General features: G+C 60.3%; 11 protein-coding genes and 2 pseudogenes. 3 read left to right on the top strand and 10 right to left on the bottom strand.

Annotated elements, in window-relative coordinates; genetic code table 11:
- Positions 1 to 9: 9 nt before the first annotated feature.
- From EN861_RS18580 to EN861_RS18560, 5 genes are read right to left on the bottom strand one after another with little or no spacing between them, the layout of a single operon-like run.
- Positions 10 to 1,461: a hydrogenase 4 subunit F gene (locus EN861_RS18580; protein WP_127278784.1), complete on the bottom strand. Its 1,452-nt coding sequence runs from the start codon at positions 1,459 to 1,461 to the stop codon at positions 10 to 12.
- Positions 1,458 to 2,120 (bottom strand): hydrogenase-4 component E, encoded by a 663-nt coding sequence (locus EN861_RS18575; RefSeq protein WP_135864838.1) that lies wholly within the window; start codon positions 2,118 to 2,120, stop codon positions 1,458 to 1,460. Before EN861_RS18575 ends, EN861_RS18580 begins: the two co-directional genes overlap by 4 nt.
- Positions 2,120 to 3,076, bottom strand: coding sequence for an NADH-quinone oxidoreductase subunit H (locus EN861_RS18570; protein ID WP_127278786.1), 957 nt, complete (start codon positions 3,074 to 3,076; stop codon positions 2,120 to 2,122). The genes EN861_RS18575 and EN861_RS18570 overlap by 1 nt, the downstream gene beginning before the upstream one ends.
- On the bottom strand, positions 3,067 to 5,085 hold the full coding sequence (hyfB, locus tag EN861_RS18565; RefSeq protein ID WP_135864892.1) for a hydrogenase 4 subunit B: 2,019 nt from the start codon (positions 5,083 to 5,085) through the stop codon (positions 3,067 to 3,069). The genes EN861_RS18570 and hyfB overlap by 10 nt, the downstream gene beginning before the upstream one ends.
- On the bottom strand, positions 5,085 to 5,399 hold the full coding sequence (locus EN861_RS18560) for a helix-turn-helix transcriptional regulator (RefSeq protein ID WP_127872387.1): 315 nt from the start codon (positions 5,397 to 5,399) through the stop codon (positions 5,085 to 5,087). Before EN861_RS18560 ends, hyfB begins: the two co-directional genes overlap by 1 nt.
- Before the next feature lie 293 nt (positions 5,400 to 5,692).
- Here EN861_RS18560 and EN861_RS18555 point away from each other — a divergent pair, with 293 nt between their 5' ends.
- On the top strand, positions 5,693 to 6,418 hold the full coding sequence (locus tag EN861_RS18555; RefSeq protein ID WP_135864836.1) for a fused MFS/spermidine synthase: 726 nt from the start codon (positions 5,693 to 5,695) through the stop codon (positions 6,416 to 6,418).
- Positions 6,419 to 6,494: 76 nt separating this feature from the next.
- On the opposite strand, the pseudogene EN861_RS18550 reads toward EN861_RS18555, so the two are convergent.
- Both EN861_RS18550 and EN861_RS18545 read right to left on the bottom strand, forming a co-directional pair.
- Positions 6,495 to 7,235, bottom strand: a pseudogene (locus tag EN861_RS18550) (YoaK family protein); the annotation flags it as partial.
- Between the two features lie 137 nt (positions 7,236 to 7,372).
- Positions 7,373 to 7,645 (bottom strand): helix-turn-helix transcriptional regulator, encoded by a 273-nt coding sequence (locus EN861_RS18545; RefSeq protein ID WP_127280787.1) that lies wholly within the window; start codon positions 7,643 to 7,645, stop codon positions 7,373 to 7,375.
- A gap of 309 nt (positions 7,646 to 7,954) precedes the next feature.
- On the opposite strand from EN861_RS18545, the pseudogene EN861_RS18540 reads away from it, so the two are divergent.
- Positions 7,955 to 8,032: pseudogene (locus EN861_RS18540) on the top strand (PhnA domain-containing protein); the annotation flags it as partial.
- A gap of 457 nt (positions 8,033 to 8,489) precedes the next feature.
- Positions 8,490 to 9,149 carry a DUF1629 domain-containing protein gene (locus EN861_RS18530; RefSeq protein ID WP_127280978.1) on the top strand — a complete coding sequence of 220 codons (660 nt, stop codon included), beginning with the start codon at positions 8,490 to 8,492 and terminating at the stop codon, positions 9,147 to 9,149.
- A 219-nt stretch (positions 9,150 to 9,368) separates the two neighbouring features.
- Here EN861_RS18530 and EN861_RS18525 read toward each other — a convergent pair whose 3' ends face one another.
- The 3 genes from EN861_RS18525 to metG are packed head-to-tail and all read right to left on the bottom strand — an operon-like array spanning position 9,369 to position 12,540.
- Positions 9,369 to 10,190, bottom strand: coding sequence for an MBL fold metallo-hydrolase (locus tag EN861_RS18525; protein ID WP_127280979.1), 822 nt, complete (start codon positions 10,188 to 10,190; stop codon positions 9,369 to 9,371).
- Complete coding sequence (locus tag EN861_RS18520) at positions 10,187 to 10,987, bottom strand: TatD family hydrolase (RefSeq protein WP_135864835.1); 801 nt, start codon at positions 10,985 to 10,987, stop codon at positions 10,187 to 10,189. Before EN861_RS18520 ends, EN861_RS18525 begins: the two co-directional genes overlap by 4 nt.
- Positions 10,987 to 12,540 (bottom strand): methionine--tRNA ligase, encoded by a 1,554-nt coding sequence (gene metG / locus EN861_RS18515; protein WP_135864834.1) that lies wholly within the window; start codon positions 12,538 to 12,540, stop codon positions 10,987 to 10,989. The genes EN861_RS18520 and metG overlap by 1 nt, the downstream gene beginning before the upstream one ends.
- Between the last annotated feature and the right edge of the window lie 337 nt (positions 12,541 to 12,877).

Raw genomic sequence — 12,877 nt, 5'->3', positions numbered from 1 at the left:
TTTTTTTTCTCATCCCAGGATACTTGCGACATGCTGGAACCATGTGACCAGCGATGGCGGCAGATAGATGCCGGCGGCAAATACCAGCGCCAAGTGGGAATACATCGGTATATAGGACGCCTCGGCGGGTGCGGTGCTGCCGCGCGGTTCGCCGAAAGCGACACCGGTCAGTCGGAGCAGCAGGGCTCCAAAAGCGAGCAGAATCCCGAACACCAACGGCATCGCCAAGAGAGGGTGTCTGGCGAATGTCGAGCTCACTACCAGGAATTCGCTCATGAAGATGCCGAGCGGAGGGAGGCCGGCAATGGCAACGACCCCGATGACGAGCGCCCAGCCGAGCCCCGGATGCGTCTCCGTCAGCCCCCGGATCTCGGCTATATTCTGTGTTCCCTTGACCTGGGCAATGTGGCCTACCGTAAAAAAGATCGCCGACTTGGTCAGGCTGTGCATGACCATGTGCAGCAGACCGGCAAAATTGGCGAGCGGGCCACCCATGCCGAAAGCGAACACGATGATGCCCATGTGCTCGATCGAAGAGTACGCGAACAGACGTTTGATGTCGCGACGGCGGTAGAGCATGAAGGCCGCGAAAACAAGCGACGTCAGCCCCATCGTGATCATCAATGGCCCAGGCGCGATCGCTTCGGGGCTAGCCGCAAGCAGCAGCTTGAAGCGCAGCACTGCATAGAGCGCGACGTTCAACAGCAGGCCTGACAGCACCGCGGAAATCGGCGTCGGGCCTTCCGCGTGCGCATCCGGCAGCCAGGCATGCAAGGGCGCAAGGCCAACCTTCGTACCGTAGCCGAGCAGCAGGAAAACGAAGGCGACATTCAGCAAGGCCGGGTCGAAGCGCGCCGCATGCTCGATGAGCACCGTCCAGACCATGGCATTCGTGCCCTCGCCGACAACCGGCTGGGCGGCCATATAGACGAGGATGGTACCGAAGAGCGCAAGCGCGATGCCGACGCTTCCCAGAATGAAATATTTCCAGGCGGCTTCCAGCGCTTCGTGCGTGCGGTAGATCCCGACCATGAGCACGGTGGTCAGTGTAGCAAGCTCCACCGCCACCCACATCAGGCCGATATTGTTCGACACGAACGCCAGGTTCATGCCGAACATCATGATCTGGTACATAGCGTGATAAAATCGCAAGTTTGGTACGGTCAGCCGCCCTGTCTCGAGCTCGTGCGCAATGTAGGAGGCGCTGAAGACACTCGTCGTGAAACCGACGAATGCGTTGAGCACGATGAAGACGATATTGAGATCGTCGACGAGCAGGTATTGGCCCGGCAGCGGCCGATCCGTGACGAAGAGCGACACCGCGGCGAGCAAGGTCAGCAAGCTCGCGCCGACATTGAGGCCCGCCGATATCCGGTAGTTCGGCAGCGACGCCAGAAGTGCGGCCGCGCTGGCTGGTATCAGCAAAACGGCAGCCACCGCATCGAGGGATAACGCGGTCAACGGTGTTCTCCCCTGTAATCGTCGAGCGCGCCGACATCCACCGAGTCGAACCGCTCGCGTATACGGAACAGGAAAACCCCGATGACGATGAAGGCGATTAGGATCGAGAAGGCGACACTTATCTCGACGACCAGCGGCATGCCCTTTGCCCCCGTGGCGGCAAGGACCAGACCGTTCTCGAGCGACATGAATCCGACAACCTGGCTCACGGCATTCCGGCGGGTGACCATCACCAGAAGGCCCAGCAGTATGATGGACAGCGCGAAGGCCAGGTCCTCGCGGGCGAGGGGGTCAGCTTCGGGCGTGACGCGCAGCATCAACACCATGGACAGGGCCACCAGGCCTATTCCCCCAAGCATCGTCGGACCGATCCCGACGGCTGTCTCGATGTCGCGATGGATACCGAGCCGCTGGATGATGCGATGAAGCCCGACGGGAATGACGATCGCCTTGAAAACGAGAGCGATCGCCGCGGTGACGTAGAGATGATGGGCGTCCTGAATGTATGCCTGCCAGGCTACCGACAGCGCAAGCACGACGGCATGCAGCGCAAAGACGTTGATCAGCGCGAAAAGGCGATCCTGATAGAGCATCATGAAGCTGACCAGCACCAGGCCGCCGGCGAGCAAATGAGCGATGTCGAAGGTGAGACCGTTCATCACAGACTCCGCGAGACGAACAGCAGGAGCGTGCCGAGCAGCGCCAGCATGAGTGCGGCGCCCAAAAAATCCGGGACGCGGAAGACGCGCATCTTGGCGATGGCAGTCTCAAACACGGCGAGCAGAATGCCGCAGACGGCAAGCTTGCCGATATAGGCAACGACACCTGGAGCAAGGGATTCCGGTCCTGCCTCGGCGGTCGCCTGTCCCCAAGGTAGGAAGACGCAGCAAATCAGCGACATATAGAGCAGGAGCTTGAGGAAGGCCGCGAACTCGATCATCGCCAGATGGCGACCTGAATATTCCAGCACCATCGCCTCGTGAACCATGGTGAGTTCCAGATGGGTCGATGGGTTGTCCACTGGTATGCGGGCGTTTTCGGCGACCGCCACCATCACCAGGGCGATGAGGGACATCCCGAGCGATACCCGCAGCCCAACTTGCGGCGAGCCCATGAAGGCGGCGACCGTGGACAGCTGCGTCGCTCCGGCAACAAGCGCCAGGCTGAACACGATCAGAAGCATTGCGGGCTCGGCCAGGGAAGCGATCATGACCTCGCGGCTCGAACCTATGCCGCCAAAGCTGGTGCCGACGTCCATCCCCGCCAGCGCCAGGAAGAACCGAGCGCTCCCAAGCAGTGCAACGATGGCTATGAGATCCGCAGTCCAACTGAAGGTGAGCCCGGTAGCGAATGTCGGGATGAGCGCAGCCGCGACCCAGGTCGTGGCGAAGATCAGATAGGGCGTCACGCGAAACAGCCAGGAGGCGTTATCCGCCAGGACGACCTCCTTGCGCATGAGCCGTAGGAGGTCGCGATAGGGCTGGACGAGAGAGGGACCCTGGCGCCGCAGAAGTCTCGCCTTCACCTTGCGCACGAAGCCAGTCAGGAGTGGCGCCAGTAAAAGCACCAGGATCATCTGTGCGCCCTGAACGGCCAACTCAAGGATCAGGGCCATAGTGCGAGCACCAGGAGCAAGACAACGAGAAAGAGAAAGACGAGGGTCAGGTAGCGCCTGATCGTCAGGAACTGGAGATGGTTCAGGTGGTCGGTCGCAAAGTCGAGGGCCTTGCCGATGGGCAGATACAGCGTCTCCCAGATCACATCATGCATTTCGACATCCAGGCGAGCCGGACCGGTTTGGCCGGGGGGCGGCATTTCGACGGTTTCCCTCGCACGGAAAGCGAACGTGCCGAAGACGCGGCGGATAGGCTGTGCGAAGCTGACGGCCGTGTATTGCGAGCTTGGGGTCACATCCGCGAAGCCACAACCCCAGGCAGGACCCCGACGGATTGCATGCGACGCGAAACGGTGGATGGCATATGCTGCTGCGGCTGCTGAAAACGCGATGAACAGAAACACCAGCAGGCCGTTGTAGGAACTGCGGCTTGTCGCAATCGGCACGATCGACAGCCAGGGCTGCGCCATTTGCACGGGCATCCGGCTGCCAATCAGCGGGAGAGTCACCGATGATAGGCCGTCTATTACAAGACCTGGAACGATGCCGGCAAGCAGACACAGGGCCGCGAGGCTGAACATTGCAGTCAGCGAGTAGCGGTCGACCTCGTGCGCCGGTTCCACCGCGGCCGAGCGCGGCCTGCCGAGGAATGTGATCCCGAACGCCTTCACGAAGCAGGCCGCGGCCAGCGCCGCCGAGAGTGCCAGCAGACCACCGACGGCGGGCACCATGACCTTCAGTCCCCATTCTGGCAGGTCGGGGCTCTGCAATATGGCCTGGAAGGCTAGCCATTCGGAGACGAACCCGTTGAAGGGTGGAAGAGCCGAGATCGCGACGCAGCCGACGAGAAAGGCAAAACTTGTAAGGGGCATGCGATGGATGAGGCCGCCCAGCTTCTCCATGTCACGCTCACCGGTTGCCGTCAGCACGGCGCCCGCGCCAAAAAACAGCAGGCTCTTGAAGAAGGAATGATTGAGGACGTGGAACAGCGCGGCGGTGAGCGCCAGCGCCGCGGCCGATGGCATGGCATTCGCCCTGAATGCTAGCGCAAGGCCAAGGCTCACGAAGATGACGCCGACATTTTCAATGGTGCTATAGGCAAGCAGCCGCTTCAGGTCCTTTTCCATCAGCGCGTAGAGGATGCCGAGAACCGCCGTCAGGCCGCCGAGGAAAAGCACAACAACGCCTGACCACCATGCCGGCTCGCCGAGGAGGTCGAAAATAACGCGTATGAAGCCATAGACGGCGACCTTGGTCATGACGCCGCTCATCAGAGCCGAGACGTGGCTCGGCGCGGCCGGGTGAGCGAGTGGCAGCCAAACATGCAGCGGTACGAGGCCAGCCTTGGAGCCTGCGCCCAGCAGCATAAGAGCCAGGACGAAAGCGGTGGCGAGCGGGGTGGGGGAGGCGGCACGCATCGCTTCGAACGTGTAGTTCCCGCCAGGGCCTGACAGGAGACCGAACGCAAGCAGCAGTGCGAGCGTTCCGAAACTCGCCATCACGAGATAGATGTAGCCCGCCCGCGCATTGTCCTGTTCGCGATGGTGCGCCATGACGAGCGCCCAGGAGGCGAGCGACATGAATTCCCAGGACAGCAGAAAGGTGAAGGCGTCGTCTGCCATCACGACAAGGTTCATTGCGGCAAGGAAGGCCGGGAAGAACGGCAGCACGCGATGCGGCGCGGACTCGTGCCTGCCGTAGCCGAGGCCGTAAAGACTGGCCATGGCGCCGCCGAAATTGACGACGGCAAGGAAGAAAGTCGAGAGCGCATCCAAGCGGAAATGAGCGCCAATCCATGGCAACCCAAGAGGCAGCGCGGCAGTCGACGGGGTGACGGGATCATTGGCGATGCGGCTCGCGAGAACCAGGAGCACGGCCGCCGATATGCCTAGCGTCAAGCCGTAGATCAGGCGTGTTCCCGAGCCAGATCTACGGCTTTCCGAAACCGCAAGCACCGCGGTCCCCAAGAGCGCAGCAACGCCCCACAGGAGGACCGCGGCGCTCGAAATCACGCCACGCTCCTCACGGGGAGTTTGGCGTCCGTATCGATCCCGCCCAGAATTTTGGCGGGATCAAAATCTGCTTTCAGTCGCACGCCGCGCCCACCGATTTGGCTGGAGGCGCCTTCAGCAATCAATTCCACGCCGGCAAGGTCAAGAGCCCCAATCAGCTTCATGAGGGAATCGACGTTGCCTCGGATAATCGACTCACTGGCTTCCATACGTTGAATTGTCGGCACCGAAAGGCCTGATAATTCGGCAAGCCTGCGCTGGTCGATGCCAAGGAGCGCCCTCGCGGCACGCAACTGTGGAGCAGTTATCACGGTCGCATCCCCTTTTCGATCAGCTTTGACGTATTATCTCTAAGCGCTGCAGCATATATTAAAATGCGGCGCATTCAAATAATGATGCGTGACGCATCTGTCTCGAAGTTGTAGAAAACTGGGAGATACGAGTTGGGAGGCGCTGAGCCTCGCCGATTGGTTGCCCTGCAACTGGAAGCGGAGCCTGCTGCGATGAGGGAGGAATCCCTGGGCTCCGCGTGAGTGCTGACAGAAAGAAAGTTCGTGAAACCGGCGGTACAGCGGACTTAGGAACTCAGCTGTGGTGACAAGGCATGATCCGGGTTGCGAAATATCATACCGATTTCGGCAACATCGAGGTTCTGCGGGCCAAGGACTCCGGTTCGTTCATTTATCGCCAAGGTGGCTGCTATCAAAGTGAGTGCGATCCGAATGGCGTCAGCGTCGTGCCCTACATCCACGCGATCTTTGGCCTCCTCGCGCAAGCGCAGGCGTCCGATGTCTTGATGATCGGTTGTGGCGGCGGCAGCCTGGGGACGATGCTGGATAGGGTTGGCGTGCGTGTCACGATCGTCGACATCAACCCGAAGGCTTTCCAGATCGCCCAGAAATATTTTGGGCTACCCCGTGGAGTTCGCTGTTGCATCTCCGACGGGCGGGATTTTCTGCGCGCCGGCCGTCATCGCTACGATGCGATTGTTCTGGACGCATATTCCGGGAGGCGCATTCCAGACCACTTGTGTGCCGAGACATTCTTCGGCTTGGCGCAGACGCGTCTCAGCTCGTCCGGTATTCTGATCGGGAACGTTCATGCTCGACACGACCTTGACATCATGCCGGATCGTGTTGCTGCCAAACTCAGTAATATCTGGGAGAACGTGAGACTGCTCGACACGCGCGGTATTCCGGATCGCAACGCGCTCGTCATGGCGGGTAAGGTGCGGGACCTCGTCCAGCCAATATTGTTGATACCGCCGGCGGTCGGAGCCGACGAGATCGCAAATGACCTCAGCCAATTGGTGTTCAGGCCTTGGCGCTAGCGCAACAGACAGCGTAATCCTTGGGGTGCGACCGGGCAGGTGCAAAAACTCCGCTGAGCTACTGCCAGAGTTGCTTCATGCGAACGGAGATATCTTCCAGGACTGGCATGGAGGCCAGCACGAGGAGAATGGCTGCGAGAAACAGCGTCGCTGCAAAGCCAATGTGCTTGAAACCCACAGCGCCGATGACACCGCCGACAAAGAACAATGCGACAAGCGATGCAAGCAGTCTCAGCTTTCTTCGATCTGCCTTCACGAACAGCTCGTCCGAGTCACTTCTTGAGATGTTCCAATAAAGCAGCTTGCCGAGTTCGATGCCCATGTCCGTCACCAGGCCAGTGATATGCGTCGTCCGGATTCTGGCTTCCGATAGCTTTGTAATGATGGCGTTCTGCAACCCCATGATGAAGCAAAGCAGCATCACCGTCATTGGTACAAAAAGCGCTTCATGACGCGCGAGATGGCCGCCGAGAAGGCCGAAACAGATCAGCAAGATCGCTTCCAGGACAAGCGGAAACGCATATTCGCTCTGCAGATGCTGCCGTCGCCCCCAATTGATCAGCATCGCTGAACAGGCCGCGCCAGAGACAAACGACAGCAAGGCTCCGAATCCGGAAAGCGCGAGCTCGACGTTGCCGAGTGCCAAGTGATCAGCCATCAACGAAACGATGCCTGACATATGGGACGTATACTGCTGGACCGCCAGAAATCCTCCAGCATTGGCCGCCCCCGCGACAAAGGTCAGGAAACGGGCGAGATGTCGATCGGTCCTGTCGCTCCGTTCCTTCCCGGCAAGCCGACGCAGATAGAGGATCATGGGCGAACCCTGCCTTTCCGTGTGGAAAAGCGGAACCACAAGTTGACGTGCAGGGAGAGGCTCATTGGGTGTTTCTGGAAGGAAAAGGAGACGAAAGACGGTGATTGCGCGGGCGCCGGAGGTCCACTTTGTATGGTCTAGTTCGGCTTGCCCAATAGCGTGTCCGGATGCCGGAACCTCACGCCACGACCTCCATCGTCGCTGCGCATATGTTCGCTGAGAAGTTCAACGCCGGCGCGGTTCAGCGCGTTGATCACTTTCATCAAACTGTCGACAACGCCTCGCACATTGCCTTGGCTGGCCTCCATTCGTTGGATCGTTGGCAGCGAGACGCCTGCCATTTCCGCCAGGGTTTTCTGGTCGATGTTGAGAAGGGCGCGAGCGGCGCGAAGCTGGGAAGCCGTGATCATCGAGGAATCATCGTCTTGGTATGAGAAATGATATCCTCTATCGTATCATTGATGCATAAAACATCAATACAGGGCGAAAAAATAATGATTTGATCTTGGCAGGGAGAGCCTTGGCGACTATCCTGTGCCAATGACTCATCGTTACGAACCTTTTCAGGAGCCGACTGGCACCTGGGCCGTCAATGATGCTCGGACCGGGCGGCCCGCCGAGATGGGGAGTCGGACCATCGTTGGAATGAACCGACCCGATGCCGAGGAACTCGCCGATCTCCTCAACGGGCTGAATGCACAAAGGCAGGAAGTGAAACCATGAAGGTCAAAGACAGCAACGGCACACCTCTGAGTGACGGAGATTCCGTGACGCTCATTAAGGATCTCAAGGTCAAGGCGTGACCATTGCTGTCTTTGCCGGGATAGGTGCTGCCGTGACCAGTTCCGAAGATTACCGCGCGGGGCACCGTGCCATCGGCGAGGCGATCGGGCAAGCCTAGAAAGGAAGATCGAGTGGTCATTCTGATGGCCTTCAGTCCCGCCGACGCGTGATGAACGGATTGGGGCAGGTAGTTGCTTTGTATGCCGGATTCCATCGAGCGCATCCAGATCCATCGCATCCTGCGACCGGCGGAGGTGCGCTGATCCGACCCGGATACAGGAACAGAGCATCGCGCGGCACCGCCGCGTCATCTACAGTGATATGTTGGGTGCGGGCGGTCCGCAAAACGGATGTATAGTCTCGATCGACGCGTCGGTATCGGCGGCGTGCTCGAAAATCCGCTGCGAGGCCGCTGTGCGCAGCGTTAGGGGGGCTTCACTGCCTGGAAGCGTGCGAGGGTCGGGAGGTCGGGTGAAGATCTATGTTCCGAGTGTAGTGGAGGGGCAGGAATGGGTTCTTCCCGAACAAACCGACGACTACCGGCTATTCGCGACCCTCGGCGGCCGGAGCCAGAAGCGATGGCGTTCGCCCCGGATGAAATTCCTGCACGAGCAAGAAGACGGAACATCCCGGTTATATTCGGATTTTCCCTGGCTTGGCGAGCATGTGCTCATTCTGAGGGCCACGGCGTTGAAGTCGCTACGGCCGATTCTCGAACGGTATGGCGAATTCCTGTCGCTTCGTGGTGACGAGCCCATATGGCTCTTCAACGTCACCACTGTGGTCGATGCGCTGGACGAAGAGCGTTCAAGAATCGTCCGCTTTGACGATGGCGGCATCATGACGATCGAAAACCTCGTCCTTCGGGCGGAGGCTATCGGCGGGGCCGAGATATTCAAATTGCCGGAGCGTGCCGATGGCGTGCGAGTATCCAATATCTATCTGCAAGACACCATCGTGCGTCAGATCGGAGAACTCGGGCTCAAAGGCATCGCCTTTGAGTTGGTCTGGAATGACGAAACGGTCGGTCGCGACAGGATCGAATACCGCGGCGTGGAGCGTGCACCTGTCTCATCCGCGAATTCGCTCAGAAGTTTTTGGGCCGGTCTGCGTCGGAAGGCAGGTCTGTAAGGCAGGGCTGCGAGATGGATTCGAGACGCTTTCACGTTGCGACAAAAGTCGCATAAGATAGATTATGGAACTAGCGTACGGGGCGTAACCCCGGAATTGCTGCGGTTTCGGCCCTTGGCGGGCAACCATCGTGGACGGCACTCTAGCGGCACTTCACGACCTCGAACCCATCGCCCAACGTTCGAACGGCGACTGGATAAGCCGACTGAGCAGCTTTCTCTATCGCTTTGACTCGTAAGGAATTTCGATCACCATGCCATCATAGGCCGGCACCACGTGGTCGGGAGTCTCGGTCATCACCGTGGCGTAATCCAGCGGCACATGCATGTGCGTCAGCACGGCATTTCTGGGCGCCAGCTTTTCGATCCAGGTAAGTGCCTGGCTAAGCGACAGATGGCTGGGATGGGTATGGTATTGCAGCGCGTCGATGACCAGCATGTCGAGACCGTGCAGCCGCTCTGCGGTGGCTTCCGGAAAGTCGCTGATATCGGGACAGTAGGCGAGCCCGCCGATGCGGAAACCCAGCGAAATGATGTCGCCATGGATCTGGGGCAGCGGCTCGAAGGTGAGGGCACCCCCCTCTCCTTCGATCACAACCGGCCTGGCATGGTCGATGATGTGGGCGTCGACGATCGGCGGATAGGAACTGCCTGGCGGCGTCTCGAAGCAATAGCCGAACGCCTCGCGCAGCCGCAGCATGGTCGGCTCGTCGGCATGGATGGCGATGCGATGCCGTTGTTCCAGCACATAGCCGCGCAAATCGTCGATGCCGTGGATGTGGTCGGCGTGCGGATGCGTGTAGATCACGCCATCGATGCGCCTGACTGAAGCCATCAGCATCTGCTCGCGGAAATCCGGCCCGGTGTCGATGACGACCGTGGTGCGGCCGCCATCGGCGGCAATGCGCTCGACAAGCGCGGCCGTGCGCATGCGCCGGTTCCTGGGATTGGTGGGGTCGCAATTGCCCCAGTCGCCGGTGATGCGTGGCGTGCCTGGCGACGATCCACAGCCGAGAATGGTCAGGCGCAGCCGGTCGCTCATGCCTCTGGCGCCCGCTGGTCCGGGCGTGGCATTTTTCCAAACAGCCGAAAGAAATTGTTGGTCGTCAACGCTGCGATTTCAGCCTCGCTGATGCCAATTGTATCAGCCAGCACCTTGGCGGTCTGCGCGACATAGGCCGGCTCATTTCGCTTGCCGCGAAACGGTACCGGCGCCAGATATGGCGCGTCCGTCTCGACCAGCAGCCGGTCATGCGGCACATCGGCGGCGATGGCGCGCAATTCGGCTGAGTTCTTGAAAGTCAGGATGCCCGAGAACGACACATAGCCGCCTAACGACACGCCAATTTCGGCGAGCCGCCGTCCCGACGAAAAGCAATGCAGGATGAACGGGAAGGCGCCCTTCCCCGTCTCGTCCTCGAGAATGGCGGCCATGTCATCGTCGGCATCGCGCGAGTGGATGACGAGAGGCAGCCCGGTCTCGCGGGCTGCGGCGATATGAGCGCGAAAACCCTGCGCCTGCGCCTCGTGAGGTGCCTTGTCGTAGAAAAAATCGAGCCCCGCTTCACCGATCGCCACCACCTTCGGGTGAGCAGACAGGCGGACAAGGTCGGCCGTGGTGACGTCGAGCTCCTCGGCGGCATTGTGCGGATGGGTACCGACAGAGCAATAGACTTCGTCGAAAGTCTCCGCGATCTCAAGGATTTGCTGAAACCGCTTCACGCGCGTGGAGATCGTCACCATGCGGCCGACACCGGCCGCCTTGGCGCGGGCGACAATGGCCGCCCGCTCCTCGGCAAAGTCCGGAAAGTCCAGATGACAATGGCTGTCGACGAGCATCAGGCGTTCGCGTCCGTCTGTTCGACATAGCGCGGAAACACGCCCTCCGGCGCAGGCAGCTGCGTGCCGGACACAAGCGCATGGTCGGCGTGGACATGCACGAAATCGCGGCTGTCCGCCGGCACCGCCAGGAGGTCGAGCAGCTTGCCGGCCGAGCCCGGAATGAAGGGCTGGCATAGAACCGCCACGCGCCGGACCACTTCGGCCGTCGTCCACAGCACCGTTTCCATGCGCTCCGGATTGGTTTTCTTGAGCGCCCAGGGTTCCTGCCCGGCGAAATACCGGTCCGCTTCCGCAACCACGCCGAAGATCGCCGCCAGTGCCAGATGGATGCCTTGCTCAGCCATTGCCTTGCGCGCGGTGACGAGGGCGTCGATCGCCTGATCCAGGATCACCTTGTCGGCTTCCGCCATATCGCCGCGCTTCGGCACCACGCCGCCGCAATTCTTGGCGATCATCGACAGCGAGCGCTGCGCCAGATTGCCGAGACCATTGGCCAGATCCGCATTGGTGCGGTTGACGATCGCTTCATGGCTGTAGCTGCCGTCCTGCCCGAACGGCACTTCGCGCAGGAAGAAGTAGCGCACCTGGTCGAGGCCGTAATGGTCGACCATGGTGAACGGGTCGATGACGTTGCCGACCGATTTCGACATCTTCTCGCCGCGGTTGAACAGGAAGCCGTGGCCGAAGACACGCTTCGGCAGCGGAATGCCGGCCGACATCAAAAAGGCCGGCCAATAAACCGCGTGGAAGCGCACAATGTCCTTGCCGATGATGTGCGCATCGGCCGGCCAAAAACGCCAATTATCAGCCTTTTCATCGGGATAGCCGACGCCGGTGATGTAGTTGGTCAGCGCGTCGACCCACACATACATGACATGCTTTTCGTCGCCAGGTACCGGCACGCCCCAGTCGAATGTGGTGCGCGAGATCGACAGGTCCTTCAGTCCCGACTTGACGAAGCTCATCACCTCGTTGCGTCGCTCGGCCGGGCCAATGAAGTCGGGCTGGCCTTCGTAAAGCGCAATGAGCTTGTCCTGATAGGCCGACAGCCGGAAGAAGTAGCTCTCTTCCTCGACCCATTCGACCGGCGTTCCCTGCGGCCCGTAGCGGACATTGTCGGGACGGACCTCGGTCTCCTCCTCGCCGTAATAGGCTTCGTCGCGCACCGAGTACCAGCCGGCATAGCCGCCTTTGTAGACGTCGCCATTGGCGGCCATCGCCTTCCAGATCGCCTGCGAAGCCGCGTAATGCCGCTCCTCGGTGGTGCGGATGAAATCGTCGTTAGAGGCGTTGAGCGCGGTCGCCATGCGCTTGAACTCAGCCGAGTTGCGGTCGGCCAGTTCGCGCGCCGAAATGCCTTCGCGCTTGGCCGTCTGCAGCATCTTGATGCCGTGCTCGTCGGTGCCGGTGAGGAAGAAGACCTGCTTGCCGTCAAGCCGCTGGAAGCGGGCAAGCGCGTCGGTGGCGATCAGCTCGTAGGCATGGCCGATATGCGGCTTGCCGTTCGGATAGGAAATCGCGGTCGTGATGTAGAATGTGTTGCGTGACATGAATGAACCGTCATGAATGTCTGAATGGGAGCCGTGGCGGTGGATATCGCATCGGAATGGCGATTGCCATCCCGAGACCAATGCATGCCGCCCAAAAGCTGCCCCGGTTTTGGGGGCAACGGCATGCACCAAAAAAGGCCGTCACATTCGCATTGCAGAATTCAGGCGGTCGGTCATGGTCGGGGCGTGCTGCTTCTTGTCGAGATTGCAGGGTGTCGGCCTCAGATATAACGTCCAGGGCCTCATGCCAAGTCCAGACCGCTTGCCTGACCTGCGCATTCATCACCATGGTCTGGCGGCAGGCCGTTGCAAAGTCGGGCCACGTTCCCTTAGGGTC

It is taken from the genome of Mesorhizobium sp. M8A.F.Ca.ET.218.01.1.1, from assembly GCF_004791165.1.
In the GTDB taxonomy this organism is placed as follows: Bacteria; Pseudomonadota; Alphaproteobacteria; order Rhizobiales; family Rhizobiaceae; genus Mesorhizobium.
The sequence above is the reverse complement of the archived record's forward strand: the minus strand, read 5'-3'. Positions and strand labels throughout refer to the sequence as shown.

Bases quoted from the DNA above. Each gene is read 5' to 3' on its own strand.
- EN861_RS18575 (WP_135864838.1), bottom strand. From the start codon at position 2,120: ATGAACGGTCTCACCTTCGACATCGCTCATTTGCTCGCCGGCGGCCTG.
- EN861_RS18570 (WP_127278786.1), bottom strand. From the start codon at position 3,076: ATGGCCCTGATCCTTGAGTTGGCCGTTCAGGGCGCACAGATGATCCTG.
- EN861_RS18555 (WP_135864836.1), top strand. From the start codon at position 5,693: ATGATCCGGGTTGCGAAATATCATACCGATTTCGGCAACATCGAGGTT.
- EN861_RS18545 (WP_127280787.1), bottom strand. From the start codon at position 7,645: ATGATCACGGCTTCCCAGCTTCGCGCCGCTCGCGCCCTTCTCAACATC.
- EN861_RS18525 (WP_127280979.1), bottom strand. From the start codon at position 10,190: ATGAGCGACCGGCTGCGCCTGACCATTCTCGGCTGTGGATCGTCGCCA.
- EN861_RS18520 (WP_135864835.1), bottom strand. From the start codon at position 10,987: ATGCTCGTCGACAGCCATTGTCATCTGGACTTTCCGGACTTTGCCGAG.
- metG (WP_135864834.1), bottom strand. From the start codon at position 12,540: ATGTCACGCAACACATTCTACATCACGACCGCGATTTCCTATCCGAAC.